Here is a 22,660-nt window from a genome sequence, read left to right as displayed (position 1 = left end):
TCACGATGACAAATTGGCTTCCCGACCTGTCTGAGGGTTCCGGTCCGCTCTACCTTCGCCTTGCCGACAAGGCCGAGGAGGACATAGTTTCGGGCGTTCTTCCCACCGGCCGGAAACTGCCGCCGCAGAGGGACCTCGCCTATGATATCGGCGTGACGATCGGCACGGTCGGGCGCGCCTATTCGGTCCTGCGCGAGCGCGGGCTGGTGAGTGGCGAGGTCGGGCGCGGCACCTATGTGCTGGAGCGCGAGGTGGGCAAGCCGCAAACCGTCGTGCCGATGATCGGTCCGACCGGCGACGGCACGCGTTGGCTGGAGGCCCCTGCCGACAAGCTGCGCTTCGACAGCACGGCCGCTCCGGATATCGGCCAGGGCGCGGCGATCGCCGACACGCTCGCCGCGATCACCCGCGAGATGCCGGCGGAGGTCGCGAGCTATACGCGGACCTTTCCGCAAAACTGGCTGCGCGCCGGCGCCGAATGGCTGGCCCGCAGCGGCCATCGGCCAGACGAGGAAACGATCATCCCGACGCTCGGCGTCCATGCCGGGGTGATGGCCGCCATCTCCGCCCTCACCGTGCCCGGCGACCACATCGCCTATGAGCACGTCACCTACGCCCAGCTCGCGCGCAGCGCCGGACTGGTCGGACGACGCGCCGTGATGGTCGACATAGACGGGAACGGGCTCGTCCCGGAGGATTTCGAGCGCGTATGCGCCCAGCGCCATCCAAAGATGGCCTTCCTGATGCCGACGGCGCAGAATCCGACGCTCGCCACCATGCCGACAGCGCGCCGCGAGGAGATCGTCCGCATCGCGCGCGCCTATAATGTGCTCCTGATCGAGGACGATCTCTACGGCGCCATGGCCGACGACACGGCTCCCCTGCTCGCGCAGCTCGCGCCGGAGCGCACCTTCCTCGTCGGCGGCCTGTCCAAGGCGGTCGCGGCCGGCGTGCGCGGCGGCTGGATCTCCTGCCCGCGCCATTACAGCCACCGCGTCCGCGTCGCCCACAAGATGCTCACCGGCGGCATGCCGTTCCTGCTGGCCGAGCTCGGCGCACAGCTGGTCCTGTCCGGTCAGGCGGGGGAGATCCGGCGGCGCTCCATCAAGGAGCTCAACGCCCGGCTCGACCTCGTGCGCCAGTCGCTCGGCGGCTACGACTACCGCATCGAGAAGAACCTTCCCTTCGTCTGGATCTCGCTGCCGGAGCCGTGGCTCTCCGGCACCTTCAAGCAGGCCGCCTTCGAGAACGGCGTGCTGATCGACGACGAGGACGAGTTCAAGGCCGGCCGCAGCGACAAATCCTTCCATCGCGTGCGGATCGGCATCTCCGCCCCGCGCTCCCGCGAGGAGGTGGCGCGCGGCCTTGCGGCCGTGCGCCGGCTCATGGATGAGGGCCGCGCCGGCTACGACAGTTTCGGCTGACGATCAAATTTCCACAGACGCGAAATTCCCGCCGTTTTGCGGTGTATTGCACTGCACGCATGCGCTATGGAGCGGACGAATTCCAGCGGAGCGCGCCATCAGATGTCGATCCCCAACGCCGTCAGGATCACCGACGAGATGATCAAGGCGCATGGCCTGAAGCCGGACGAGTACCAGCGCATCCTCGACCTCATCGGCCGCGAACCGACCTTCACCGAACTCGGCATATTCTCCGCCATGTGGAACGAGCACTGCTCGTACAAATCCTCGAAGAAGTGGCTGCGCACCCTGCCCACCAGCGGCGCGGTCGTCATCCAGGGTCCGGGCGAGAATGCCGGCGTGGTCGACATCGGCGACGGCGACGCCGTGATCTTCAAGATGGAGAGCCACAACCATCCCTCCTATATCGAGCCCTATCAGGGCGCGGCGACCGGCGTCGGCGGCATATTGCGCGATGTCTTCACCATGGGCGCGCGACCGGTCGCGGCGATGAACGCGCTGCGCTTCGGCGCGCCCGACCATCCGAAGACGAAGCATCTCGTCGCCGGCGTGGTCGCCGGCGTCGGCGGCTACGGCAATTCCTTCGGCGTGCCGACGGTCGGCGGCGAGGTCGAGTTCGACGCCCGCTACAACGGCAACATCCTCGTCAACGCCTTCGCGGCGGGCCTCGCGAAAACCGACGCCATCTTCTATTCCGAGGCCAAGGGCGTCGGCCTGCCCGTCGTCTATCTCGGCGCCAAGACCGGCCGCGACGGCGTCGGCGGCGCGACCATGGCCTCGGCCGAATTCGACGACAAGATCGAGGAGAAGCGCCCGACCGTGCAGGTCGGCGATCCCTTCACCGAAAAGTGCCTGCTGGAAGCCTGCCTGGAGCTGATGGCGTCCGGCGCCGTCATTGCCATCCAGGACATGGGCGCGGCCGGCCTCACCTGCTCCGCCGTCGAGATGGGCGCCAAGGGCGACCTCGGCATTGAGCTGGATCTCGACCGCGTGCCGGTGCGCGAGGAGCGCATGTCGGCCTATGAGATGATGCTCTCGGAAAGCCAGGAGCGCATGCTCATGGTGCTGCGCCCCGAGAAGGAGAAGGAAGCCGAGGCGATCTTCACCAAATGGGGCCTCGACTTCGCCATTGTCGGCCGCACCACGGACGATCTGCGCTTCCGCATCCTGCATCAGGGCGAGGAAGTCGCAAACCTTCCGATCAAGGATCTCGGTGACAAGGCGCCCGAATACGACCGGCCGTGGATCGAGCCGAAGAAGCCCGCGCCGCTGGCCCCCGGAGACATCCCGCAGGCGGATGTGGCCGACGCATTGCTGAAGCTGCTTGATTCCGCCAACGGCTCCTCGCGCCGCTGGGTGTGGGAGCAGTACGACACGCTGATCCAGGGCAATTCGCTGCAGATTCCGGGCGGCGACGCCGGCGTCGTGCGCGTCGAGGGACACCCGGTCAAGGCGCTCGCCTTCTCCTCCGACGTCACGCCGCGCTATTGCGAGGCCGATCCGTTCGAGGGCGGCAAGCAGGCGGTCGCCGAATGCTGGCGCAACCTCACCGCGACCGGCGCCCTGCCGCTCGCCGCCACCGACAACCTCAATTTCGGCAATCCCGAGCGCCCGGAGATCATGGGCCAGTTCGTCCATGCCATCAAAGGCATCGGCGAAGCCTGCCGCGCGCTGAATTTCCCGATCGTTTCGGGCAACGTCTCGCTCTACAACGAGACAAACGGCCAAGGCATCCTGCCGACCCCCACCATCGGCGGCGTCGGCCTCATTTCAGACTGGTCGCGGATGGCGCGGATCGCTTTCGCCGCCGCCGACGAGGCGATCCTCCTCGTGGGCGCGCCGGCCGGCTGGGGAACGCACCTCGCCCAGTCCGTCTATATGCGCGACATTCATGGCCGCACCGACGGCCCGCCGCCATCCGTCGACCTGGCGCATGAGCGGAAGACCGGCGATCTGGTCCGCGCACTGATCGCGGAAGGCGTCGCCACGTCCGTCCATGACCTTTCCAGCGGCGGTCTCGCGGTCGGTCTCGCCGAAATGGCGATCGCGTCCGGCATCGGCGCGTCGATAAACGCCCCCGAGGACGCGGACCCCATCCCCGTCTTCTTCGGCGAGGATCAGGGCCGCTATGTCGTGACGATCCCGCGCGAGAAGATCGACTGGCTGCTGGAGACCCGCATGGCCGGCGTCGACGTGCCGCTGGTCTGGATCGGCACGACCGGCGGAGCCGAGTTGAAACTCGGCAAGGCGCGTGGGATACCTGTCTCCGAGTTGAAGGCGGCCCACGAATCGTGGTTCCCGCGCTTCATGAACGGCTAGCCGGAGACGAACTCATGGCCATGGACGCGCGCGACATCGAGCGCCTGATCAAGGAAGGCATTCCGGACGCGAAGGTGACGATCCGCGATCTTGCCGGCGACGGCGATCACTATGCGGCGGAAGTTGTCGCGGAGAGCTTTCGTGGCAAGACCCGCGTGCAGCAGCACCAGATGGTCTACGACGCGCTGAAGGGCAATATGGGCGGCGTCCTGCACGCGCTCGCCCTTCAGACCAGCGCCCCGGAGTGACCGCCATGTCCATCGTCAGCGATCTCGTCAAAAGCGTCGTCGACAGTGCGCTCGGCGAAATCCTCAAGAAGACCGGCGTGCGCAAGCGCCGCCGCCGGCGCACAAGCACCGCCACGAGCACGATCCGGCAGATCGAAAAGCTGCTGAAGCCGGCCAAGCGCCAGACGAGCCGGAAGAAAACGGTACGCTCCCGCTCGAAGACCAGGCGCCGGGCGTACTGACCTTCGTAGCGGGTTCGTGCCTTTTCGTCAGACCTCAGCCCCTCACCTCCCGCTCACCGTCACCATCGGTCCGGCAGGAAAGCGCCCACCGACGACATAGCGCGTGCCGTCATGCAGCGCGGAGATATCGCCGTCGAAGAACAGCGCGTTCGGGCACTCCAGCCCGTCGCGGAACAGGCGTGCGAAGCTGCCGAGGCTGACCTTCTCGCGCGAGATCGCGAACACCGCGACGCCGTCCGCGCGCACGCCGACGCCGTTGCGGATGTAGCGCGACGCACCGTTCGGCTCGAAGCGCGGATGGACAGCGCCGTCGATCACCAGCATCGGGCCGGACTGTGTCGCCATCCACGCGTCCGGCTGCGCGGCGGCGAATGCGGCGCTTTCCGTCACCGCCGCCCTGCCCTCGCGGTCGACGAAGAAAACGCCGTTGGGCTTCATGAAGAAGTTGCCTGCGCCGTCGTCGAGATTGAGCGGCGCGCCCTCGATGCCGCTTTCGACGTAGAGACCGACCGGCGAGAGATCGTGGTGATACATGCCGGCATTCATGGCGAACAGGAAAGGCTGCGCCCTGGCGAGTTCGGCGAGGCTGCCGTAAGGCCTGCCGTCCGCCGCCTTGAGATGCAGGCCGATCTTATGGCTCTTGGGATCGACGGCGCAAATCACATAGCCGCCCCCCTCGAACGCCGCCTCCCGACAAGTTTCCGGCAGCGGGGCTTCGGACATTTCCGCTTCTTTCCTTCCGTTCGTCGCGCGGAGCCATGCGAATGCGGCGATCGCGAGCAGGACGCCGATGCATGCCAGCGCCAACCATTTCCGCATTGTCGGAAGATCCCTCTGCGTCCGGCGCGGGAACAGATTATCCGGTGCGCCCGGTCCAAGCCATTGTCATTGCTGCATAATGAAGATTTCTTTCGCGAATTTTGTCCCCATCCTGCAGATTTACCCGATAATCCCCTCGTCCTTCTTGCGGGAACGCCGGTCATGACGGTGATTGCGCGGAGATGGGCCGGCGCCGTTGGTCGCGGGAGAACGTGTCCCGCGGGTGGCGGCCGGATGTGCACGGAAAGGGTCTGCTTTGTCGCAGCCTGCGCCGCTCGGTAACGCGGCGGCGCGGACGGTCAACGGGTCAAGCCGTTGGTCAGGCCCTTCGGCTCCCCGAAAGGAAGCCGGGACCTCCAGGCGACAGCCGCGTTGATCCGGAAGAATGCCGAACGGGCGATCCGAGGATCGCACATTGCTAACTTTACGAGCGGCCCGAGGATCGCCCGTTTTCCCAGTTCTTCGACAATGGCCAGATGCGAAAGCAGGCGTGGCAACGGTCGATGACGCCCGCAGCAAGGAGGTCAAATGCACCCGCATGTTGCACCAGACCGGGTTTCGACTTGTTTCGTCCGGGTACTGGGTTTATCTCAGGGACAAATATTCTTGCCCTCGACTCCCACGGGCTTGTGAAAGGTTTGCGCCAATGAGCGGCATCAACGACTATATCGACAATGAAGTGAAGAGCAGCGACGTCGTGCTTTTCATGAAGGGCACCCCGGGCTTCCCGCAATGCGGTTTCTCCGGTCAGGTCGTCCAGATCCTCGATTATCTGGGCGTCGAGTACAAGGGCATCAACGTGCTCACCTCGAACGACCTTCGTCAGGGCATCAAGGATTATTCCAACTGGCCGACCATCCCGCAACTTTATGTGAAGGGTGAATTCGTAGGCGGCTGCGACATTATCCGCGAGATGTTCCAGGCCGGCGAATTGCAGGGCTTCCTCGAGGAGAAGGGCGTCAGCGTTTCCAGCGCTGCCTGATTTAGAGAGTCTTTGACAGGTCCCGTCACGCGCGGGGCCGATTGAGGGATGCGCCGGCAGGTCCGGCGCATTTCGTTTCCGGCATCGAGCGTGAGAGCAATCCATGGACCAGCAAAACCAGTCCCTGTCGTCCGCCGGGCTCGCCATACCGCGCTGGGAATTCATCGCCATGGCCGCGGCGCTGATGGCGCTGAACGCGCTGGCGATCGACATCATGCTGCCCGGCCTGCAGCAGATCGGCGCCAGCCTCGGCGTCGAGAACGAGAACCATCGGCAATATGTGATCTCCGCCTATTTCGGCGGTCTCGCCTTCGCCCTGCTCGCCTATGGTCCCGCATCGGACCGCTTCGGCCGGCGCGCGCCGCTGTTTTTCGGCCTTGGCGTCTATGTGCTCGCGGCGTTCGGCGCCGCCTTCGCGACGGACTTCACCGTGCTCCTGATCCTGCGCTTCATCCAGGGCATCGGCGCGGCGTCCACCCGCGTCATAGCGGTCTCCATGGTGCGCGACCGCTTCGGCGGGCGTCAGATGGCCGAGATCATGTCGCTGATCTTCATGGTCTTCATGGTCATCCCGGTCGTCGCCCCCGGCATCGGCCAGATCGTGATGATCTTCGCCGAATGGCACTGGATCTTCATCTGCATGGCCGCCATCGCCTTCGCGATCGCCGTCTGGGCTTTCGTTCGGCTACCGGAAACGCTGGAGCCGGAGCGCCGACGGCCGATCGATCTCGGTTCGGTCGGGCGTGCTTTCGTTTACGTCCTGCGCAACCGCCTGTCGCTCTTCTACACGCTGGCGAGCACCATCATCTTCGGCGCCCTGTTCGGCTTCATCAACTCCGCCCAGCAGGTCTATGTCGGCATCTACGATCTCGGCGTGTGGTTCCCGGTCATCTTCGCCGTGATCGCGGGCATGATGGCGGTGTCGTCGTTCCTCAATTCACGCCTCGTCGGAAGGTTCGGCATGCGCCGCCTGTCGCACAGCGCGCTGGTCGGCTTCCTCGCCGTCAGCACGATCTGGTTCGTGTGGTCGCTGTTCGGCGTCATCCCCCTGCCCGGCTTCGTCCTGCTGTTCGCCGCCGCCATGTTCCAGTTCGGCTGGATCGGCTCGAACTTCAACGCGATCGCCATGGAGCCGCTCGGCCATATCGCCGGCACCGCCGCGTCCGTGCAGGGGTTTATCCAGACGCTCGGCGGCGGCCTCATCGGCGCCGCCATCGGGCAGGCCTTCGACGGCACGACGACGCCTCTCGCGCTCGGCTTCTGCGGCGTGGCGCTGGGCGGACTCGTCATGGTGCTGATCGCCGAACGCGGCAAGCTGTTCCGCGTCCAGCACAAGCCGATTCCGTAGCGGAATCGGCCAGCTATTCGGACCAGAGCGCCTCGCGGATTTCCCGCCAGCTCTCACGGTCCGGGGCTGCGAGCAATCCGCCGTCGAGATCGCCGACCCGGTACTCGCTGCCGTCGAACTTCGCCGAATAGCCGCCTGCCTCCTGATGGATCAGCGCGCCTGCGAGATGGTCCCACGGCATCAGCTTGTTGTAGGCGACGAAGTGGCCGAATCCGGATGCGATCAACCGGTATTCATGCGCGGCGCATCGATAATTGAAGTTCGCCAGGCACTTGGCGAGATTTCTTGCGAGGCGGAAGCGAAGCGGCTCGTTGAGATAGCTCCACGACACGCCGCCCGTCATCTGCGAAACGGGTGCCGGATCGGCGACCCGGACCCTGGCCTGCGAACCGTCCGCAGCACGGATATGGCTGCCGGCGCCCTTGACGCCGATCAACCAGTCCTCGCCGAGCGGATCGTAGATCAGCCCGGCGACCGTCTCGCCTTTCTCCACCACGCTCAGCATCACGCCGAACAGGGGAACGCCGGAGGCGAAGTTGAAGGTGCCGTCCACCGGATCGATGACGAAGGCCAGTTCGGCATCCGGCAATGTCGGGAGAAGCGATCCGTCCTTCTCGTTGGCCTCCTCGCCTATCACCAGGGCCTGCGGAAAACGCTGCTTCAGTTCGGCCGTGATCATGCGTTCCGCCGATTCGTCGGCCTCGGTGACCAGATCGGCGGCGGACGTCTTGCGGCGGATGTCCGTCGGGCTCAGCGTACGGAAGCGCGGCATGATCTCGGCGACGGCGGCGCGTTGCAGCACGTCAGCCAGCCAATCGATGGCCTTGTCGTTGATGGCGGACAATTTCGTCTCCTAGGAATTTTCGGAAAGGGTAAGCCCGGCGAAATCGAAGAGTTTCCGGTCGAGCAGATGCGACGGGCGGACATTTGTCAGCGCGCGGATCATCGTGTCCTTGCGCCCCGGCATCCGCCGCTCGATGTCGTCCAGCATGGCCTTCATGACGTTGCGTTGAAGCCCTTCCTGGCTGCCGCAAAGATCGCAGGGGATGATGGGAAAGCGCATATGGTCGGCGAATCTGGCGAGATCCGTCTCCGCGCAATAGCTCAGCGGCCGGAAGACCATGACGTCGCCCTCGTCGTTCAGGAGTTTTGGCGGCATCGCCGCCAGACGTCCGCCGTGGAAGAGGTTCATGAAGAACGTTTCGAGGATGTCCTCGCGATGATGCCCGAGCACCAGCGCGGCACATCCCTCCTCCCGCGCTATCCGGTAGAGGTGGCCGCGACGCAGCCGCGAGCAGAGCGAGCAATAGGTCTGGCTCTCCGGCACCTTCTCGGTGACCACCGAATAGGTATCCTGATATTCGATCCGATGCTCGACTTCGAGACCGGTCAGATAGTCCGGCAATATATGCTTCGGGAAATTCGGCTGGCCCTGGTCGAGATTGCAGGCAAGCAGCTCGACCGGAAGCAGGCCGCGCCATTTGAGGTCGAGCAGCACCGCGAGCAGGCCGTAGGAATCCTTGCCGCCCGACAACGCGACCAGCCAGCGGTCGCCGGGCTTGACCATGGCGAAGTCCTCGATGGCCTGCCGCGTCAGGCGCAGCAGCCGCTTGCGCAGCTTGTTGAACTCGACCGACGAAGGCGCATCGCGGAACATCGGATGGCAGCCGTCGGCTTCGACGTCCGCGATCGTCTCCGGCATCATGTTCATGGCGTCGACCCTTCCTTCACGCGCGGTCTACTTGAGCGGCGCGCCAAAGAAAAGGCCGCCCGCAGGCGGCCTCGATCGCACGCTGCCCAAAGCCTTACATCACGATGACCTGGGTTCCCACCTTCACGCGGCTGTAAAGATCCTGAACGTGCTCGTTCACCATGCGGAAACAGCCGTTGGAGGAACTTGTCCCGATCGTCTCAGGCGCGTTGGTGCCGTGGATGCGCAGATGCGTGTCCTTCTTGCCCTGATAGAGGTATATGGCGCGCGCGCCGAGCGGATTGTCCGGACCGCCCGCCATGCCGTCCTTGTAGGGACCGTATTTCTTCGGATCGCGCTTCTGCATTTCAAGCGTCGGAATCCAGCGCGGCCACTCCTGCTTGTCGCCGACGGTGACGCTGCCCTTGAACTGGAGGCCTTCCTTGCCGACGGCAATCGCGTAGCGACGTGCCTTGGACGAGGACTGGACCAGATAAAGATAGCGCGACGACGTATCGATGACGATCGTGCCGGCGTCGTAGCCGGGGAATTCGACGGTCCGCGGCTCGAAGTCCTCCTTGACGCGGAACTTCTTCTTGGCGTCGCGCTGTTCGAGCACGGCGTCGAGCGCGCGGGTTTCCGCCAGCATCGAAGCCTTCGGCGTGCTGGAGAACAGGCCGAGGAAACCGGTCTGCTTGGGCGCGGCGGCAATTTCGCTGCGCAATTCGCCGTTGTTGCCGGTTTTCGCGATCTCCATGGACGTCAGCCGGGCGATCTCGGCCTGACGCGCAGCCTCCGCGGCCCGGATCTTCGCCTGCTTGGCATCCTCGATCGCCTTCAGCTTGGCGAGTCGGGCCTCTTCCTGAGCCTTCTCCTTTGCCAGTTTCGCGGCCAGCGCGGCATCGGCCTTGGCCTTGGCGGCGGCCTTCCGTTCCTCGGCTGCCTTCGCCTGAGCCAGCTTGCGCTCCTCAGCCGCCTTGGCAGCAGCCGCCTTCCGCTCAGCAGCGGCTTTCGCGGCGGCCGCCTTGCGTTCCTCGGCCTCCTTGGCGGCTGCAATCTTCTTGGCTTTCAGTTCCTTGGCCTTGGCAAGCTTCTTGGCTTCTTCGGCCTTCTTCTTTTCCGCCAGCTTTTTGGCGGCTTCGGCTTTCGCCTTTTCCGCCAGCTTCTTCTTTTCCGCTTCCTTCCGGGCCTTTTCGTCGGCGAGCTTCTTCTTCTCGGCCGCCTTCTTCTCCTCCGGCGTCAGTTCCTTTTTCACCGATGCCTTGGATTTCTTCTTCACGACTTTCTTGGAATCCTGCTTGGGATTCTGCGCCGAAGCCGAGGATTCCTGCGTAATGATGGTGGATGGCTGACCGGCGGCAAGAGCTGCCGGGATGGCGCCGATCAAGGCGCACAACGTCAACGCGACGAGGCCACGGAGTTGCATGAGGTATAATCCCAAAATGCTCTGATGTTACAAACACACGTCAGGGTTCGGAAAACTGCGCCCTGCCGCCGGTCACTCATATTCGAACAACGGGCTTCCACTCAATTGCAGCGCTGCAACAGTCGCCGTCACGATGCATCGCGAGTAGCAAATTCACTCAACTGTGATCGGAAACGGAAATGCCCGCCGTTATCGTTGAACAACGTTTGTCTGAACAATCACTACTGGCCGGTCGGAACCTGCGGCTGGGACGGCGTCGCAGGAGCAGTCTGCTCGCCACCCGCGGCGGGGGCCGTGGTCGACTCGGAGGGCGCGGGAGCCGCGGGCGTGGTCGTGCCGCCGCCGAGCTGGTCGAGCACACCGGCGCCGCCCGGCGCCTGCTCGGACTGCGACGGCACCCGATCGAGAATGTCTGTCGGACGCTCGCCGTAGCGAGCGAGGATGGACAGCGCCAGCGAGGTGGCGAAGAAGGCAATGGCAAGGATGCCCGTCGTACGGGTCAGCGCATTCGCCGCGCCACGCGCCGTCATGAAGCCGGAACCGCCGCCAATGCCCAGACCGCCGCCTTCGGAGCGCTGAAGCAGCACAACGCCGACCAGGGCCAGCACGACCATGAGATGGATGACGATGAGAACTGTTTGCATGGTCGTTCAGGTGCCTTCGGCAACAAATCAAGCGAGGCGCTCGCGGCAGAGGCGGCTCACTACAACGGTTTCGTGGCAATTCCAAGCCCTGCGCCAATATGGTGAGGGCCTGCGTGATTACAACGCGAATTGATCAGATCGACCGGTATGCTTCCGCGATGCCGAGAAAATCCGCAGCCTTCAGGCTCGCGCCGCCGACCAGCGCCCCGTCGACATTGGCAACACCCAGAAGCTCGACCGCATTCGACGGCTTGACCGAGCCGCCATAGAGAATGCGCATCCTTTCCGCTCCATCGCCCAGCAAGTCCCGAAGCCTCGCGCGGATATGGGCATGCGCCTTGGCCACATCAGCGGATGTCGGCGTCAGGCCCGTGCCGATCGCCCACACCGGTTCATAGGCGATCACGGTGTTGGCTGAGGTCGCCTCCCGAGGCACCGAGCCGGCGACCTGTCTGGAAAGCACGTCGAGCGTAGCGCCGGACTCGCGCTCGCCGCGCGTTTCGCCGATGCAGATGACGGCCACCAGTCCCGCCCGCCACGCCGCTTCAGTCTTTGCGTGGACATCGGCATCGGTTTCGCCATGGTCGGTGCGACGCTCCGAATGGCCGACGATCACATGCGACGCGCCGGCATCCTTCAGCATCTCCGCCGAGATGTCGCCAGTATGCGCACCATTGGCTTTGGCATGACAATCCTGACCGCCGGTCTTGACGGGCGTCGCCGACAGAATGGCGGCGGCACGCGTCAGAAGCGTCGCGGGCACGCAAACAAGCGCTTCCGTCTCGGCATCGAGACCACTCATAAAGCCGTGCCCTATGGCGCGAAGCTCATCCAGCTGAGCGCCGGTGCCGTTCATTTTCCAGTTTCCCGCGACAAGCGGGCGGATGCCAAGTGTCATCGGCCGATATCTCCCCAAGGCCGAACCCGGCCGCGGCGCTTTCACTACCAAAATCAAGCCACAAAGCAATCGACACTGGCGGAGAAGGACGCTATTGCCCTTGCGCAAGAACGCGCCGAACACGCGCACCACCGGAACAGGCAATGCTCGACAGTCTCCGAAAAGCCGCTTCGACATGGGTGGCGAAACTCCTGCTGATCCTGCTGGTCGGGAGCTTCGCCGTATGGGGAATCTCGGGCCAGATGATTTCCGGCATGGGCGGGACGAATGTCATCACCGCCGGCGGCACAACCGTCTCGGCGCTGGACTACCGGCTCGCCTACGACCGCCAGATGTCGGTCATGTCGCAGCAGTTCGGCATGCGGCTGACGCGCGACCAGGCAAAGGCCCTCGGCATCGAGAGCCAGGTGCTGGCGCAGCTCGTGGCCGGCGCCGTGCTGGACGAACAGGCGCGCACGCTCGGCCTCGGCGTCTCCCGCGAGCGCGTGGCCGCGCTGACGGCCGAAGATGCCGTTTTCCATGGACCTGACGGCAAGTTCGACCGCAATCAGTTCAACTACGTGTTGCAGCAGGTGGGCATGCGCCCCGAGGACTATCTGCGCAACCGCGAGCAGGTTGCCGTGCGCCAGCAGATCGTCGAGGCGGTATCCGACGGCCTCAAGGCGCCCACTGCCTTCTACCGCGCCGTTGCGCTCTATCAGGGCGAGGATCGGACGGTCGAGTTCCTGGTGCTGCCCAAAAGCCTCGTCGAGCCGATCGAGGAGCCGTCGAACGACGTCCTCACCAAATGGTTCGACGAGCGCAAGGCGAATTACGGCGCGCCGGAATATCGCAAAATCTCCTATATCAAGCTCGAGCCGGAGGACATCGCGGACGAATCCGCGATCAGCGACGAACAGGTCGCCAGCGACTACGAGGCCAACAAGGCGGCGCGCTATTCGACGCCGGAGATGCGCAAGATCGAACAGCTCGTCTTTGCGAGCGAGGAAGCCGCGCAGGTGGCTGCCGACAGCCTGAAGGCCGGCTCGACATTCGACCAGCTCGTGGCGTCGGAGGGCCGGTCGATGGCCGACGTCCAGCTCGGCACGCTGACCAGGGACAAGGTTTCCGACCCCGCCGTCGCTGAAGCCGCGTTCAAGCTGCAGGTCAACGAGGTGAGCCCGGTCGTGAAGGGAGCCTTTGGTCCGGTCCTGGTGCGCGTGACGGAGATCACGCCGGAAGTCGTCCGGCCTCTCGCCGAGGTGAAGGACGAGATCCGCAAGGCGCTGGCCGTCGCGGAGGCGAGCCGCGTGCTGCTCGACGTGCACGACAGCTACGAGGACGCCCGCGCCGGCGGCGCGTCGCTTGCGGAGGCCGCGCAGAAGCTCAACCTGAAGGTGGTGACGATCGACGCGATCGATCGCAGCGCGCAGCGCCCGGACGGCACGATCGTCAACGACATACCGCAGTCGGCTGAGGTGTTGGCCGCCGCGTTCGATTCCGAAGTGAATGTCGAGAACGACGCGATCAATATCGGCAGCAACGGCTTTGTTTTCTTCGAGGTCGAGGGCATAACTCCTGCCCGCGAACGGGCGCTCGACGAGGTTCGCGAGCGCGTCGTTACCGACTGGAAAGCGGACGAAACGAGGACGCGGCTCGCGGCGAAGGCGACCGGGGTGGAGAAGCGCGTGAAGGATGGCGATTCGCTCGACGCGGCCGCCACCGAGCTGAATCTGGAAAAGCAGACCAAACGTGGCCTGAAGCGGCAGGCTGACGACGCCGATTTCGGTCAGGAGGGCGTCGCCGCGGTCTTCGCGATCGCCGAAGGCCAGACCGGGCTCGCGCCGGCGCCGACCGATGACGCGCAGATCGTCTTCAAGGTGACGGAGGTGTTCGAGCCGGCCGGCGCCGACGGCAGCGCCCTTCCCGACCAGACGAAGGCAAGCTTCTCCTCGGGACTGGCGGACGATCTGCTCGACCAGCTGGTTTCCCGCCTGGAGGCGGAATACGATGTTCGTATCGATCAAGGCGCGGTCGAGCGCGCCATGGCATTCTGAGCCGACATGAGCGCGCTGAAACCCTTTATCGCGAAGGCTGCTTCCGGCAGCCATCTCACCTTCGAGGAAGCGAAGGACGCTTTCGACATCATCATGTCCGGCGATGCCACGCCGGGACAGGTGGGCGGCTTCCTGATGGCGCTGCGGGTGCGCGGCGAGGTGGTCGACGAGATCGCGGGCGCGGTCGCCACCATGCGCGACAAGATGCTGCGCGTGGACGCTCCGGCCGATGCGATCGACATCGTCGGCACCGGCGGTGACAATTCGCACAGCGTCAACATTTCGACCGCGTCCGCCTTTGTCATCGCAGGCTGCGGCGTACCCGTCGCCAAGCATGGCAATCGCGGCCTGTCGTCATCGACCGGCGCGGCCGACGTGCTGACGGCGCTCGGCATCAAGATCGATCTCGAACCCGCATCGATCACCCGGTGCATAAGCGAAGCCGGCATCGGCTTCATGTTCGCGCCCGCGCATCATCCGGCGATGAAGCATGTCGGGCCGGTGCGCGTTGAGCTCGGCACCCGCACCATCTTCAACCTGCTCGGCCCCCTCTCCAATCCGGCCGGCGTGAAGCGCCAGATGGTTGGCGTGTTCGCGCCGGAATGGGTTGGCCCGGTGGCCGAGACGCTCTACAATCTCGGCGCGGAGAGCGCCTGGGTGGTGCATGGTGACGGGCTCGACGAGATCACCGCCGCCGGCGAGACGCATGTGTCTGCCCTTATCGAGGGCGCGGTACAGAGCTTCGTCATCACGCCGGAGGATTTCGGCCTGAAGCGTCACGACCGTGCAGCGCTGCGCGGCGGTGACGCGGAGTTCAACGCGAAGGCATTGAGGAAAGTGCTTTCCGGCGAGGCGGGCGCCTATCGCGACACGGTTCTTATGAACGCCGGCGCGGGGCTCGTGGTCGCCGGCAAGGCGAAGACGCTGCAGGACGGCATCGAAAAGGCGGCCAGGTCGATCGACAGCGGCAAGGCAGCAAGCGTGCTGGCCGATCTCGAACGCGTTTCCAACGCGTGATGGCAAGGGTCGCGCCCTTCTGTTATTGAGGCGCGGACAGCAAAAGAGCCTTTGACATGGCCGACATTCTGAAACGCATCGAAGCCTACAAGCGCGACGAGATCGCCGCAGCGAAGGCCCGCGCGCCGCTTGCCGAAATCAGGGCAAAAGCCGCTGATCAGGCTCCGGCGCGCGGCTTTCTTCGGGCGCTGGAGGCAAAACGCGCCGCCGGCAAATTCGGCCTGATCGCCGAGATCAAGAAGGCCAGCCCGTCCAGGGGGCTCATCCGCGCCGATTTCGACCCTCCGGCGCTGGCGAAGGCTTACGAGGCCGGTGGCGCCGCCTGTCTCTCGGTGCTGACCGATACGCCATCCTTCCAGGGTGCGCCGGAATTCCTGACTGCAGCGCGGGAAGCCGTCAGCCTGCCCGCATTGCGCAAGGATTTCCTGTTCGACACCTATCAGGTGGCCGAGGCCCGCGCCTGGGGCGCGGACGCCATCCTCATCATCATGGCGAGCGTCGACGACGACCTGGCTAAGGCGCTGGAGGATGCGGCCTTCGACCTCGGCATGGATGCTTTGGTGGAGGTGCATGACGAGGCCGAGATGGAACGGGCGCTTAAGCTCTCGTCACGCCTCGTCGGCACCAACAACCGCAACCTGCGCACCTTCGACGTCAGTCTCGAAACCTCGGAACGGCTCGCCGGCATGGTGCCCGGCGACCGGCTGCTGGTCGGCGAAAGCGGTATCTTCACACATGCCGACTGCGCGCGGCTGGCGCGCGCCGGCATCGGCGCCTTCCTCGTCGGCGAGAGCCTGATGCGGCAGGCGGATGTCACGGCGGCGACGCGGCTCCTGCTCGAAGGCGTGGCGGTCGCCGCGCCCGCTGCCTGATGGCGGCCTCACCCACTCTCAGCCATATCGGCGCTTCCGGCGAAGCGCATATGGTCGATGTCGGCGCAAAACCGGAGACCGAACGCACGGCGACTGCCGAGGGAAGCGTGAAGATGCAGCGCCAGACGCTGGACACGATCCTCGCCGGTAACGCGAAGAAGGGCGACGTGCTCGGCACCGCGCGCATCGCCGGCATCATGGCGGCAAAGAAGACGCACGAACTCATCCCGCTGTGCCATCCCCTGCTGCTGACGAAGGTAAGCGTCGAGATCGAGCCCGACGAGACGCTTCCCGGACTCCGGGTCACCGCGCTGGCGCGCGTCACCGGAAAGACAGGCGTCGAGATGGAGGCGCTGACGGCGGCTTCCGTCGCCTGCCTCACCATCTACGACATGGCCAAGGCCGTCGACCGCGCCATGGTCATCTCCGACGTCCGCCTGATCGAAAAGACCGGCGGCAAGTCGGGCGATTTTCGCGCCGGGTGAAACCGATGTCATTGCTTCCGGTTGACGACGCGCTGACGAAGCTGCTCGATGGAGCGGAGCCGAAGCCGGCAGAAATGATACCGCTGTCGGACGCCACCGGGCGGACGCTTGCCGCCGATGTTTTTGCACGCCGCACGCAGCCGCCCTTCGATGCGTCCGCCATGGACGGCTACGCCGTGCGCGCCGCCGACATCGTTTCCCTGCCCGCTACGCTCAAGATCATCGGCCAGGCGCCGGCCGGCCGGCCTTTTGCGGGGCGTGTCGGTGAGGGCGAGGCCGTGCGCATCTTCACGGGCGCGCCGATGCCCGAAGGCGCGGACACGGTCGTCATCCAGGAAAACACACGGGCACATGAAGACAATGTCGAGATTGTCGAGCCGACGGCGCAAGGCAAGAACATAAGGTTGCGCGGACTGGATTTCGCCGAGGGCGACAGGCTGCTCGAAAAAGGCCGTACGGTCGATCCTGCGGCGCTCTCGCTGGTGGCAGCGGGCAACAATGCGGAGCTTCCGGTCGTCGCACGGCCGCTGGTCGCCATCATCGCCACGGGAGACGAGTTGCTGCCGCCGGGCAGCGAGCCCGGCCCCGGCCAGATCATCGCGTCGAACGGTTATGGCGTCGCCGCGATTGCGGAGTCCGCCGGCGCACGCGTCATGGATCTCGGCATAGCGACCGACGATGTCGAGGCGATTACCGCGCTGGTGCGCAAGGCGCTCCGTGCGGACGCCGATGTCGTCGTGACGCTCGGCGGCGCATCCGTCGGCGATCATGACCTCGTTCACGGGGTGCTGACCGGCGAAGGCATGGCGCTCGATTTCTGGAAAATCGCGATGCGCCCCGGCAAACCGCTGATGTTCGGCCGGCTCGGGCGGACCCGTTGCCTCGGCCTGCCCGGCAATCCGGTGGCGAGCCTCGTCTGCTCGCACCTCTTCCTGCGGCCTTTGCTGGCGCGGCTGTCCGGCCGCAACTGGACACCGAGGCTTGTCGAGGCGACGCTGGAAACATCCATGCCGGCAAACGATCTGCGGCAGGACTATATTCGCGCCGTCGCGACACGCACCGAGGGAGGGTTCAGCGTCCGCGCCTTCGACGTGCAGGATTCCTCCATGCTGCGGACGCTCGCCTCGGCCAACGCCCTGATCGTGCGCGAACCGTTTGCGCCCGCCGCACCCGCCGGGTCCGCCTGCCGGATGATACTGCTGCGCTGAAGGTCGCCAGCATCGCGCGCAGCGCGCCAAAAAGCTGCCGAGACCTTACCAAATTCATTAAACTTTAAACGGTTGCGGAACACAACTGGAACAGATAGTGTTTGTTCTGGTTTTGTTTTTTACGCGATTCTCGAGGTCCGCCAGATGCTGACGCGCAAACAACTCGAATTGCTGATGTTCATCCACGAGCGGCTGAAGGCGGCCGGTGTGCCGCCATCCTTCGACGAGATGAAGGATGCGCTGGATCTTGCGTCCAAATCGGGCATCCATCGTCTGATCACCGCTTTGGAAGAGCGCGGCTTCATCCGCCGCCTGCCCAACCGTGCGCGCGCGCTGGAAGTGATCAAGCTGCCAGAGACGATGATGCCCAGCCTCAACGCGGCACGAAAATTCTCGCCCAGCGTCATCGAGGGAAGCCTCGGTCGCAAGCCTGAGCCGGCCAAGCGTCCGGCAGCGAGCAACGATGACGAATCGACCGCCGTCTCCATTCCTGTCATGGGCCGCATCGCTGCCGGCGTGCCGATCGACGCCATCCAGCATAAGACCCATTCGATCGCCGTGCCCCCGGAGATGCTGACCGGCGGCGAGCACTATGCGCTTGAGGTAAGAGGCGATTCGATGATCGAGGCGGGCATTCTCGACGGCGATACGGTGATCATCCGCCACGCGACGAACGCCAATCCCGGCGAGATCGTGGTGGCGCTTGTCGACGACATGGAGGCGACGCTGAAACGCTTCCGGCGCAAGGGCGCGTCGATCGCGCTCGAAGCGGCAAACCCTGCCTATGAGACGAAGATTTTCGGACCACACCGCGTTAAGGTGCAGGGCAAGCTGGTCGGATTGATCCGCAAATACTGAGAGGACTCACTCCGGGTCCGATCCGGGTTTCGGCGCGATGCCCTAGGGAACGGCGATTACTGTGCCGGATTTGTCGTCAGTCGCCGTGGCATCCGCCGATGCCTTGTCCGGTTTTCTGGAACGATCCGGCTGCCACGGCGCCAATCCCCTCGCCTCCCGGGAGAACCGGCGATGTTCGTGCCACGGCCGGTATGGCTCGCGGATGGCGAAGACAACGCTGTTGTTGCCGTCGATCATTGCGCTTCCGCGACGCGCAAGTTCCCGACGCGTTATGACGAGAGCGTGCGGATCGGCGCAACGTCCATCGAAAGTTGCGTCATCGACTACGACGATGCGCGCCGTCTCACAGGCCTTGCGCGCCATTTCAGCGCTTGACGTTATCAGTATCTGCCCGCTCGCGCTGGAAGTGATGCACGAATTCTCCGTGCAGCGGAAACGCCCGCCGTCTCCGCCTGCCTGCGCGATAGATGAACTGGACAACGCATCGAAAGCCGCGTCGTCCACCTTGAGCGGCTTGACGCTCGTCTCACTGTTTAAAGCGCGCATCCAGCCATCGAGCGTGAAAGCGTTCGGGCGGTTTCTGTTCACCGCAACCGTGCCGGAGGAAGTCCGCATAGCGACGAGTTTTCCGTCGTCGGACACGAATATTTCGGGCCGGGGCGGAAAGAACAGCAGCACGCTGCCTAAAAGCGCGAAAGGTACCGCGATGAGCCGCAGCCACGTTGTGAGAAGCGTGGCGAAGATAAGCGCGAGCGTCATGCAGATGACGGCGCCGGGCGCCACCAGACCGATCGCGTCGAGCGGCGAGCGCGCCGAGAACCACGCCGCGACGGCGTTCATCAGCCGCAGCCCCTCTCCCATCACAGCAAACGCCACACCGTCGAGGCCGACCGGCATCAGAAGCAGACCGAGGACGGCGAAAGGCATGACCAGCACGGAAACGATCGGCATGGCCGCGAGATTGGCGAAGAGCGACAGCGGCGAAACGCGCTGGAAATGATGCGCGCCGAAAATCGTCGTTGCGGCACCGGCCAGCAGCGACGTCGCGGCAAGTCCGACAACGTAGAAGAACACCAGTCGCAGCGCCCGGAGAGCCGGATGTCTCACGCCCGGAACACGGCCCGCGCCGTGCCTCTCCCGTTGCGACCATGCCGCATAGGCGCCGATGAGGGCTGCGGTCGCCGCGAACGACATCTGGAAGCTGGGACCGACCACCTCGTGCGGCGACACCACCAGCACGACGGTCGCAGCCAGCGCGAGATTACGCATCGTCAACGCCGCATGGTCGGACAGCAACGCGATCAGCATGATGGCGATCATGATGAAGCTGCGCTGCGCCGCCACCTGGTTTCCGGAGACGAACAAATAGATCGCGAGCGCGATCAGCGCCGCCGACGCGGCGTACTTCCGAACCGGGTGACGCGAGGCGAACCTGGGGAAACAGGCGAAGACGAAGCGGAGCGAGCCGATGATGGTGGCCGCGACAAGCGCCATGTGCAGTCCCGATATCGAGAGCACATGCGCAAGGCCGGTGCGCCGCAGCGCCTCGTTGACGTCCTCGGGAATGCCGGCCCGCACACCGGCTATCAGCGCGGCGGCGATCTCGCCTTCCGCGCCGCCGATATGGCTGCGAATACGCGCAGCGAGACGGTCGCGAGCATCCTCGACGACGGCGTTGAAGCGATCCTCGAAATCCGGCTCGGCCGACAATTCGACCCGCTTCGGCTCGCCGAGGAAAAAACCGGTGGCGCCGACGCCGTCGAAATAGCTTTCGAAGGCGAAGTCGTAGCCACCCGGCCGGGTCGCTCCAAGCGGTGGCAGAAGACGTGCGGCCCCGGCGACAATATCTCCCGCGCGAACATCCGCGGCGATCGCCCGGGCTGTAATGCGCACCCTGTCCGGTGCATAGCGGAGCTTTGGCCGCTCCGTCGAGACGATGTCGAGCGTCAGCCGCACGCGCCCGTTGGCGAGATGATCGGTCGCGACGATGCGACCCGTGAGACGCGTGGTCACCTCCGCGCCGAGCATCTTCGTGCCGGCATCGAGCGTCTCCAGCTTGGCGAAGACCGCGCCGAGGACGACGAAGAGAACCGCCCAGGCCGCCAGTTGCGCGCCTGTCCAGCGACGAAGTGCGAAAACGGCGATGCCAGCGACCCCGCAGGCGGCGAGCAGCAGGTGGAGCGGCGGTTCGCGACTGGCGGCAAAGTAAGCCAGCGCGCCGGTAGCCAGAAACACCGGCACGAAGTTGAACGGCGTGCCGCGCGCAAGCTCCCGCGCCGCCATCCCGGCGAGGCGATCGCCCAGTGCGCGCAAACGCCGGACCATTTCGACGGTCTCTTTTGGCAACGCGACGTTTGTCGCGGGAGCCGACAAAGCGTCGCCTGCATTCCGCGGCGGTGCGGGCGGACGCGCGAAGCCCGGCGCGTCGGCGATGTCCGAGGCAGCCTCGAGGAAGCGTCGCTCCGCCAGATCGACCGACGATGAATTCACTGCTTCGCGGCGTCCCTGCCTCGGCCCCGGCGGAGCCGCCCCTTGCACCTCAAGCCGCCTATGCTACATGGACGCCAGCCGCGCGCAATTGCGTGAAATCCTACATTTTCCGGTGTTCCCACCGGCGTTCGAGAGCTTTGATGTCCGACACAGTCGTCACGCGTTTCGCGCCCTCCCCGACCGGCTACCTGCATATCGGCGGGGGACGTACGGCGCTGTTCAACTGGCTCTATGCCCGCCACACAGGTGGCAAGATGCTGCTGCGCATCGAGGACACGGATCGCGAGCGCTCGACCGATGCGGCCACCGCCGCCATCCTCGACGGGCTCACCTGGCTCGGCCTCCACTGGGACGGCGAGCCGATCTCGCAGTTCGAGCGTGCCCCGCGGCATCGTGAAGTGGCCGAGGAACTCGTGCGCCGGGGACAGGCCTATTACGCATACGAGTCGCCGGAAGAACTGGAGGAGATGCGCGAGAAGGCGCGCGCGGAAGGGCGGCCGCCGCGCTATGACGGCCGCTGGCGCGATCGCGACCCTTCGGAGGCGCCGGCTGGCGTCAAGCCGGTCATCCGCATCAAGGCGCCTCAGGAAGGCGAGACGATCGTGCGCGACCGCGTGCAGGGCGACGTGCGCTTTCCGAACAAGGATCTCGACGATTTCATCATTCTGCGCTCCGACGGCACGCCGACCTACATGCATGCCGTCGTCGTCGACGACCACGATATGGGCGTCACGCACATCATCCGCGGCGACGACCACCTGACCAACGCCGCACGCCAGACCGTGATCTACAACGCCATGGGCTGGGACGTGCCGGTGATGGCGCATATCCCGCTGATCCACGGCGCCGACGGAGCAAAGCTTTCCAAGCGCCATGGCGCGCTGGGTGTCGAGGCCTATCGCGCCATGGGCTATCTCCCCGCCGCGCTGCGCAACTATCTCGTGCGGCTCGGCTGGAGCCACGGCGACGACGAGGTGATGAGTCTCGACGACATGATCCGCTGGTTCGAGATCGAGGACATCAACAAGGGCGCGGCGCGTTTCGACTTCCAGAAGCTCGAAGCGCTGAACGGCGTCTACATGCGCAACATGGGCAGCGACGAATTGCTCGATGTCTTCCTGGCCACGCTGCCCTATCTGCCGAACGGCGAGGAGTTGACCAGCCGGATGACGGACGAACGCAAGGCTCAACTGCTCGCCGCCATGCCCGGCCTCAAGGAACGCGCGAAGACGCTGGTCGAACTGGCCGACGGCGCGGGCTTTCTGTTCGCCGAGCGGCCGCTGGCATTGGACGAGAAGGCGGCTGCGCTGCTCACCGTGGAAGGCCGCGCCATCCTGGCAGGCACTCATGAGGCGCTGAGCGGCGTCCGGGCGCCTTGGAGCGCCGCCGCCGCGGAAGAGGCGATCCGCGCTTTCGCGACCGAAAAGGGGTTGAAGCTCGGCGCCGTCGCCCAACCGCTGCGCGCCGCGCTGACCGGCAGAAGCACTTCGCCCGGCGTGTTCGATGTTCTGGCCGTGCTTGGCCGGGAGGAGAGCCTCGCAAGGATTCACGACAAAATCGATTAGGACAGTGCTCCTGTCGCAAATCCTTGTTGAGTCCCGTTTGCTGCGATGCGACATTGCGCCATTAGGTGAACTTGGCACGCTTTTGGAAATGCGTTAGCACAAGCCGCCTT

The 22,660-nt window shown here is 65.1% G+C and carries 20 protein-coding genes; 13 read left to right on the top strand and 7 right to left on the bottom strand.

What is annotated here, in order from left to right:
• The first annotated feature begins 5 nt into the window (after positions 1–5).
• The 4 genes from M9955_25725 to M9955_25710 all read left to right on the top strand — a co-directional run bounded on the left by M9955_25725 (position 6) and on the right by M9955_25710 (position 4,212).
• The gene (locus tag M9955_25725) at positions 6–1,424 is read left to right on the top strand and encodes a PLP-dependent aminotransferase family protein (protein MCO5085047.1); all 1,419 of its coding nucleotides are present in this window, start codon (positions 6–8) and stop codon (positions 1,422–1,424) included.
• A gap of 102 nt (positions 1,425–1,526) precedes the next feature.
• Positions 1,527–3,743 (top strand): phosphoribosylformylglycinamidine synthase subunit PurL, encoded by a 2,217-nt coding sequence (purL, locus tag M9955_25720; GenBank protein MCO5085046.1) that lies wholly within the window; start codon positions 1,527–1,529, stop codon positions 3,741–3,743.
• A 14-nt stretch (positions 3,744–3,757) separates the two neighbouring features.
• Positions 3,758–3,991 carry a BolA family transcriptional regulator gene (locus M9955_25715; GenBank protein ID MCO5085045.1) on the top strand — a complete coding sequence of 78 codons (234 nt, stop codon included), beginning with the start codon at positions 3,758–3,760 and terminating at the stop codon, positions 3,989–3,991.
• A gap of 5 nt (positions 3,992–3,996) precedes the next feature.
• Positions 3,997–4,212, top strand: coding sequence for a hypothetical protein (locus tag M9955_25710; protein ID MCO5085044.1), 216 nt, complete (start codon positions 3,997–3,999; stop codon positions 4,210–4,212).
• Between the two features lie 42 nt (positions 4,213–4,254).
• Here M9955_25710 and M9955_25705 read toward each other — a convergent pair whose 3' ends face one another.
• On the bottom strand, positions 4,255–4,935 hold the full coding sequence (locus M9955_25705) for a phosphodiester glycosidase family protein (GenBank protein MCO5085043.1): 681 nt from the start codon (positions 4,933–4,935) through the stop codon (positions 4,255–4,257).
• A gap of 742 nt (positions 4,936–5,677) precedes the next feature.
• On the opposite strand from M9955_25705, the gene grxD reads away from it, so the two are divergent.
• Entirely contained in the window at positions 5,678–6,013 is a 336-nt protein-coding gene (grxD, locus tag M9955_25700; protein ID MCO5085042.1) for a Grx4 family monothiol glutaredoxin, read from the top strand.
• A gap of 103 nt (positions 6,014–6,116) precedes the next feature.
• The gene (locus M9955_25695; protein ID MCO5085041.1) at positions 6,117–7,361 is read left to right on the top strand and encodes a multidrug effflux MFS transporter; all 1,245 of its coding nucleotides are present in this window, start codon (positions 6,117–6,119) and stop codon (positions 7,359–7,361) included.
• 13 nt (positions 7,362–7,374) lie between these two features.
• Here M9955_25695 and M9955_25690 read toward each other — a convergent pair whose 3' ends face one another.
• The 5 genes from M9955_25690 to tpiA all read right to left on the bottom strand — a co-directional run bounded on the left by M9955_25690 (position 7,375) and on the right by tpiA (position 12,019).
• Complete coding sequence (locus M9955_25690; protein ID MCO5085040.1) at positions 7,375–8,196, bottom strand: inositol monophosphatase family protein; 822 nt, start codon at positions 8,194–8,196, stop codon at positions 7,375–7,377.
• 18 nt (positions 8,197–8,214) lie between these two features.
• Positions 8,215–9,072, bottom strand: a complete 858-nt coding sequence (ttcA, locus tag M9955_25685) for a tRNA 2-thiocytidine(32) synthetase TtcA (protein MCO5085039.1) — start codon at positions 9,070–9,072, stop codon at positions 8,215–8,217.
• A 94-nt stretch (positions 9,073–9,166) separates the two neighbouring features.
• Positions 9,167–10,477 (bottom strand): L,D-transpeptidase, encoded by a 1,311-nt coding sequence (locus M9955_25680; GenBank protein ID MCO5085038.1) that lies wholly within the window; start codon positions 10,475–10,477, stop codon positions 9,167–9,169.
• Positions 10,478–10,698: 221 nt separating this feature from the next.
• Complete coding sequence (secG, locus tag M9955_25675; GenBank protein ID MCO5085037.1) at positions 10,699–11,121, bottom strand: preprotein translocase subunit SecG; 423 nt, start codon at positions 11,119–11,121, stop codon at positions 10,699–10,701.
• Positions 11,122–11,254: 133 nt separating this feature from the next.
• Positions 11,255–12,019: a triose-phosphate isomerase gene (tpiA, locus tag M9955_25670; GenBank protein MCO5085036.1), complete on the bottom strand. Its 765-nt coding sequence runs from the start codon at positions 12,017–12,019 to the stop codon at positions 11,255–11,257.
• Between the two features lie 143 nt (positions 12,020–12,162).
• Between tpiA and M9955_25665 the strand changes: the two genes are divergently transcribed.
• The 6 genes from M9955_25665 to lexA all read left to right on the top strand — a co-directional run bounded on the left by M9955_25665 (position 12,163) and on the right by lexA (position 18,495).
• Positions 12,163–14,055 (top strand): SurA N-terminal domain-containing protein, encoded by a 1,893-nt coding sequence (locus M9955_25665; protein MCO5085035.1) that lies wholly within the window; start codon positions 12,163–12,165, stop codon positions 14,053–14,055.
• A 6-nt stretch (positions 14,056–14,061) separates the two neighbouring features.
• Positions 14,062–15,072 (top strand): anthranilate phosphoribosyltransferase, encoded by a 1,011-nt coding sequence (trpD, locus tag M9955_25660; GenBank protein ID MCO5085034.1) that lies wholly within the window; start codon positions 14,062–14,064, stop codon positions 15,070–15,072.
• A 56-nt stretch (positions 15,073–15,128) separates the two neighbouring features.
• On the top strand, positions 15,129–15,944 hold the full coding sequence (trpC, locus tag M9955_25655) for an indole-3-glycerol phosphate synthase TrpC (protein ID MCO5085033.1): 816 nt from the start codon (positions 15,129–15,131) through the stop codon (positions 15,942–15,944).
• Entirely contained in the window at positions 15,944–16,429 is a 486-nt protein-coding gene (moaC, locus tag M9955_25650) for a cyclic pyranopterin monophosphate synthase MoaC (GenBank protein ID MCO5085032.1), read from the top strand. The genes trpC and moaC overlap by 1 nt, the downstream gene beginning before the upstream one ends.
• Before the next feature lie 5 nt (positions 16,430–16,434).
• Entirely contained in the window at positions 16,435–17,637 is a 1,203-nt protein-coding gene (locus tag M9955_25645; protein ID MCO5085031.1) for a molybdopterin molybdotransferase MoeA, read from the top strand.
• A 144-nt stretch (positions 17,638–17,781) separates the two neighbouring features.
• Complete coding sequence (gene lexA / locus M9955_25640; GenBank protein MCO5085030.1) at positions 17,782–18,495, top strand: transcriptional repressor LexA; 714 nt, start codon at positions 17,782–17,784, stop codon at positions 18,493–18,495.
• Positions 18,496–18,537: 42 nt separating this feature from the next.
• On the opposite strand, the gene M9955_25635 is transcribed toward lexA, so the two are convergent.
• Positions 18,538–20,820, bottom strand: coding sequence for a ComEC family competence protein (locus M9955_25635; GenBank protein MCO5085029.1), 2,283 nt, complete (start codon positions 20,818–20,820; stop codon positions 18,538–18,540).
• A 305-nt stretch (positions 20,821–21,125) separates the two neighbouring features.
• On the opposite strand from M9955_25635, the gene gltX reads away from it, so the two are divergent.
• Entirely contained in the window at positions 21,126–22,550 is a 1,425-nt protein-coding gene (gltX, locus tag M9955_25630; protein ID MCO5085028.1) for a glutamate--tRNA ligase, read from the top strand.
• The last annotated feature ends 110 nt before the right edge of the window (positions 22,551–22,660 follow it).

The organism is Rhizobiaceae bacterium (assembly GCA_023953845.1).
GTDB lineage: Bacteria > Pseudomonadota > Alphaproteobacteria > Rhizobiales > Rhizobiaceae > Arvimicrobium.
This window is presented reverse-complemented; position numbering and strand designations above follow the sequence as displayed.

Bases quoted from the DNA above. Each gene is read 5' to 3' on its own strand.
- M9955_25725 (MCO5085047.1), top strand. From the start codon at position 6: ATGACAAATTGGCTTCCCGACCTGTCTGAGGGTTCCGGTCCGCTCTAC.
- purL (MCO5085046.1), top strand. From the start codon at position 1,527: ATGTCGATCCCCAACGCCGTCAGGATCACCGACGAGATGATCAAGGCG.
- M9955_25715 (MCO5085045.1), top strand. From the start codon at position 3,758: ATGGCCATGGACGCGCGCGACATCGAGCGCCTGATCAAGGAAGGCATT.
- M9955_25710 (MCO5085044.1), top strand. From the start codon at position 3,997: ATGTCCATCGTCAGCGATCTCGTCAAAAGCGTCGTCGACAGTGCGCTC.
- M9955_25705 (MCO5085043.1), bottom strand. From the start codon at position 4,935: ATGTCCGAAGCCCCGCTGCCGGAAACTTGTCGGGAGGCGGCGTTCGAG.
- grxD (MCO5085042.1), top strand. From the start codon at position 5,678: ATGAGCGGCATCAACGACTATATCGACAATGAAGTGAAGAGCAGCGAC.
- M9955_25695 (MCO5085041.1), top strand. From the start codon at position 6,117: ATGGACCAGCAAAACCAGTCCCTGTCGTCCGCCGGGCTCGCCATACCG.
- ttcA (MCO5085039.1), bottom strand. From the start codon at position 9,072: ATGAACATGATGCCGGAGACGATCGCGGACGTCGAAGCCGACGGCTGC.
- M9955_25680 (MCO5085038.1), bottom strand. From the start codon at position 10,477: ATGCAACTCCGTGGCCTCGTCGCGTTGACGTTGTGCGCCTTGATCGGC.
- secG (MCO5085037.1), bottom strand. From the start codon at position 11,121: ATGCAAACAGTTCTCATCGTCATCCATCTCATGGTCGTGCTGGCCCTG.
- tpiA (MCO5085036.1), bottom strand. From the start codon at position 12,019: ATGACACTTGGCATCCGCCCGCTTGTCGCGGGAAACTGGAAAATGAAC.
- M9955_25665 (MCO5085035.1), top strand. From the start codon at position 12,163: ATGCTCGACAGTCTCCGAAAAGCCGCTTCGACATGGGTGGCGAAACTC.
- trpD (MCO5085034.1), top strand. From the start codon at position 14,062: ATGAGCGCGCTGAAACCCTTTATCGCGAAGGCTGCTTCCGGCAGCCAT.
- trpC (MCO5085033.1), top strand. From the start codon at position 15,129: ATGGCCGACATTCTGAAACGCATCGAAGCCTACAAGCGCGACGAGATC.
- moaC (MCO5085032.1), top strand. From the start codon at position 15,944: ATGGCGGCCTCACCCACTCTCAGCCATATCGGCGCTTCCGGCGAAGCG.
- M9955_25645 (MCO5085031.1), top strand. From the start codon at position 16,435: ATGTCATTGCTTCCGGTTGACGACGCGCTGACGAAGCTGCTCGATGGA.
- lexA (MCO5085030.1), top strand. From the start codon at position 17,782: ATGCTGACGCGCAAACAACTCGAATTGCTGATGTTCATCCACGAGCGG.
- M9955_25635 (MCO5085029.1), bottom strand. From the start codon at position 20,820: ATGGTCCGGCGTTTGCGCGCACTGGGCGATCGCCTCGCCGGGATGGCG.
- gltX (MCO5085028.1), top strand. From the start codon at position 21,126: ATGTCCGACACAGTCGTCACGCGTTTCGCGCCCTCCCCGACCGGCTAC.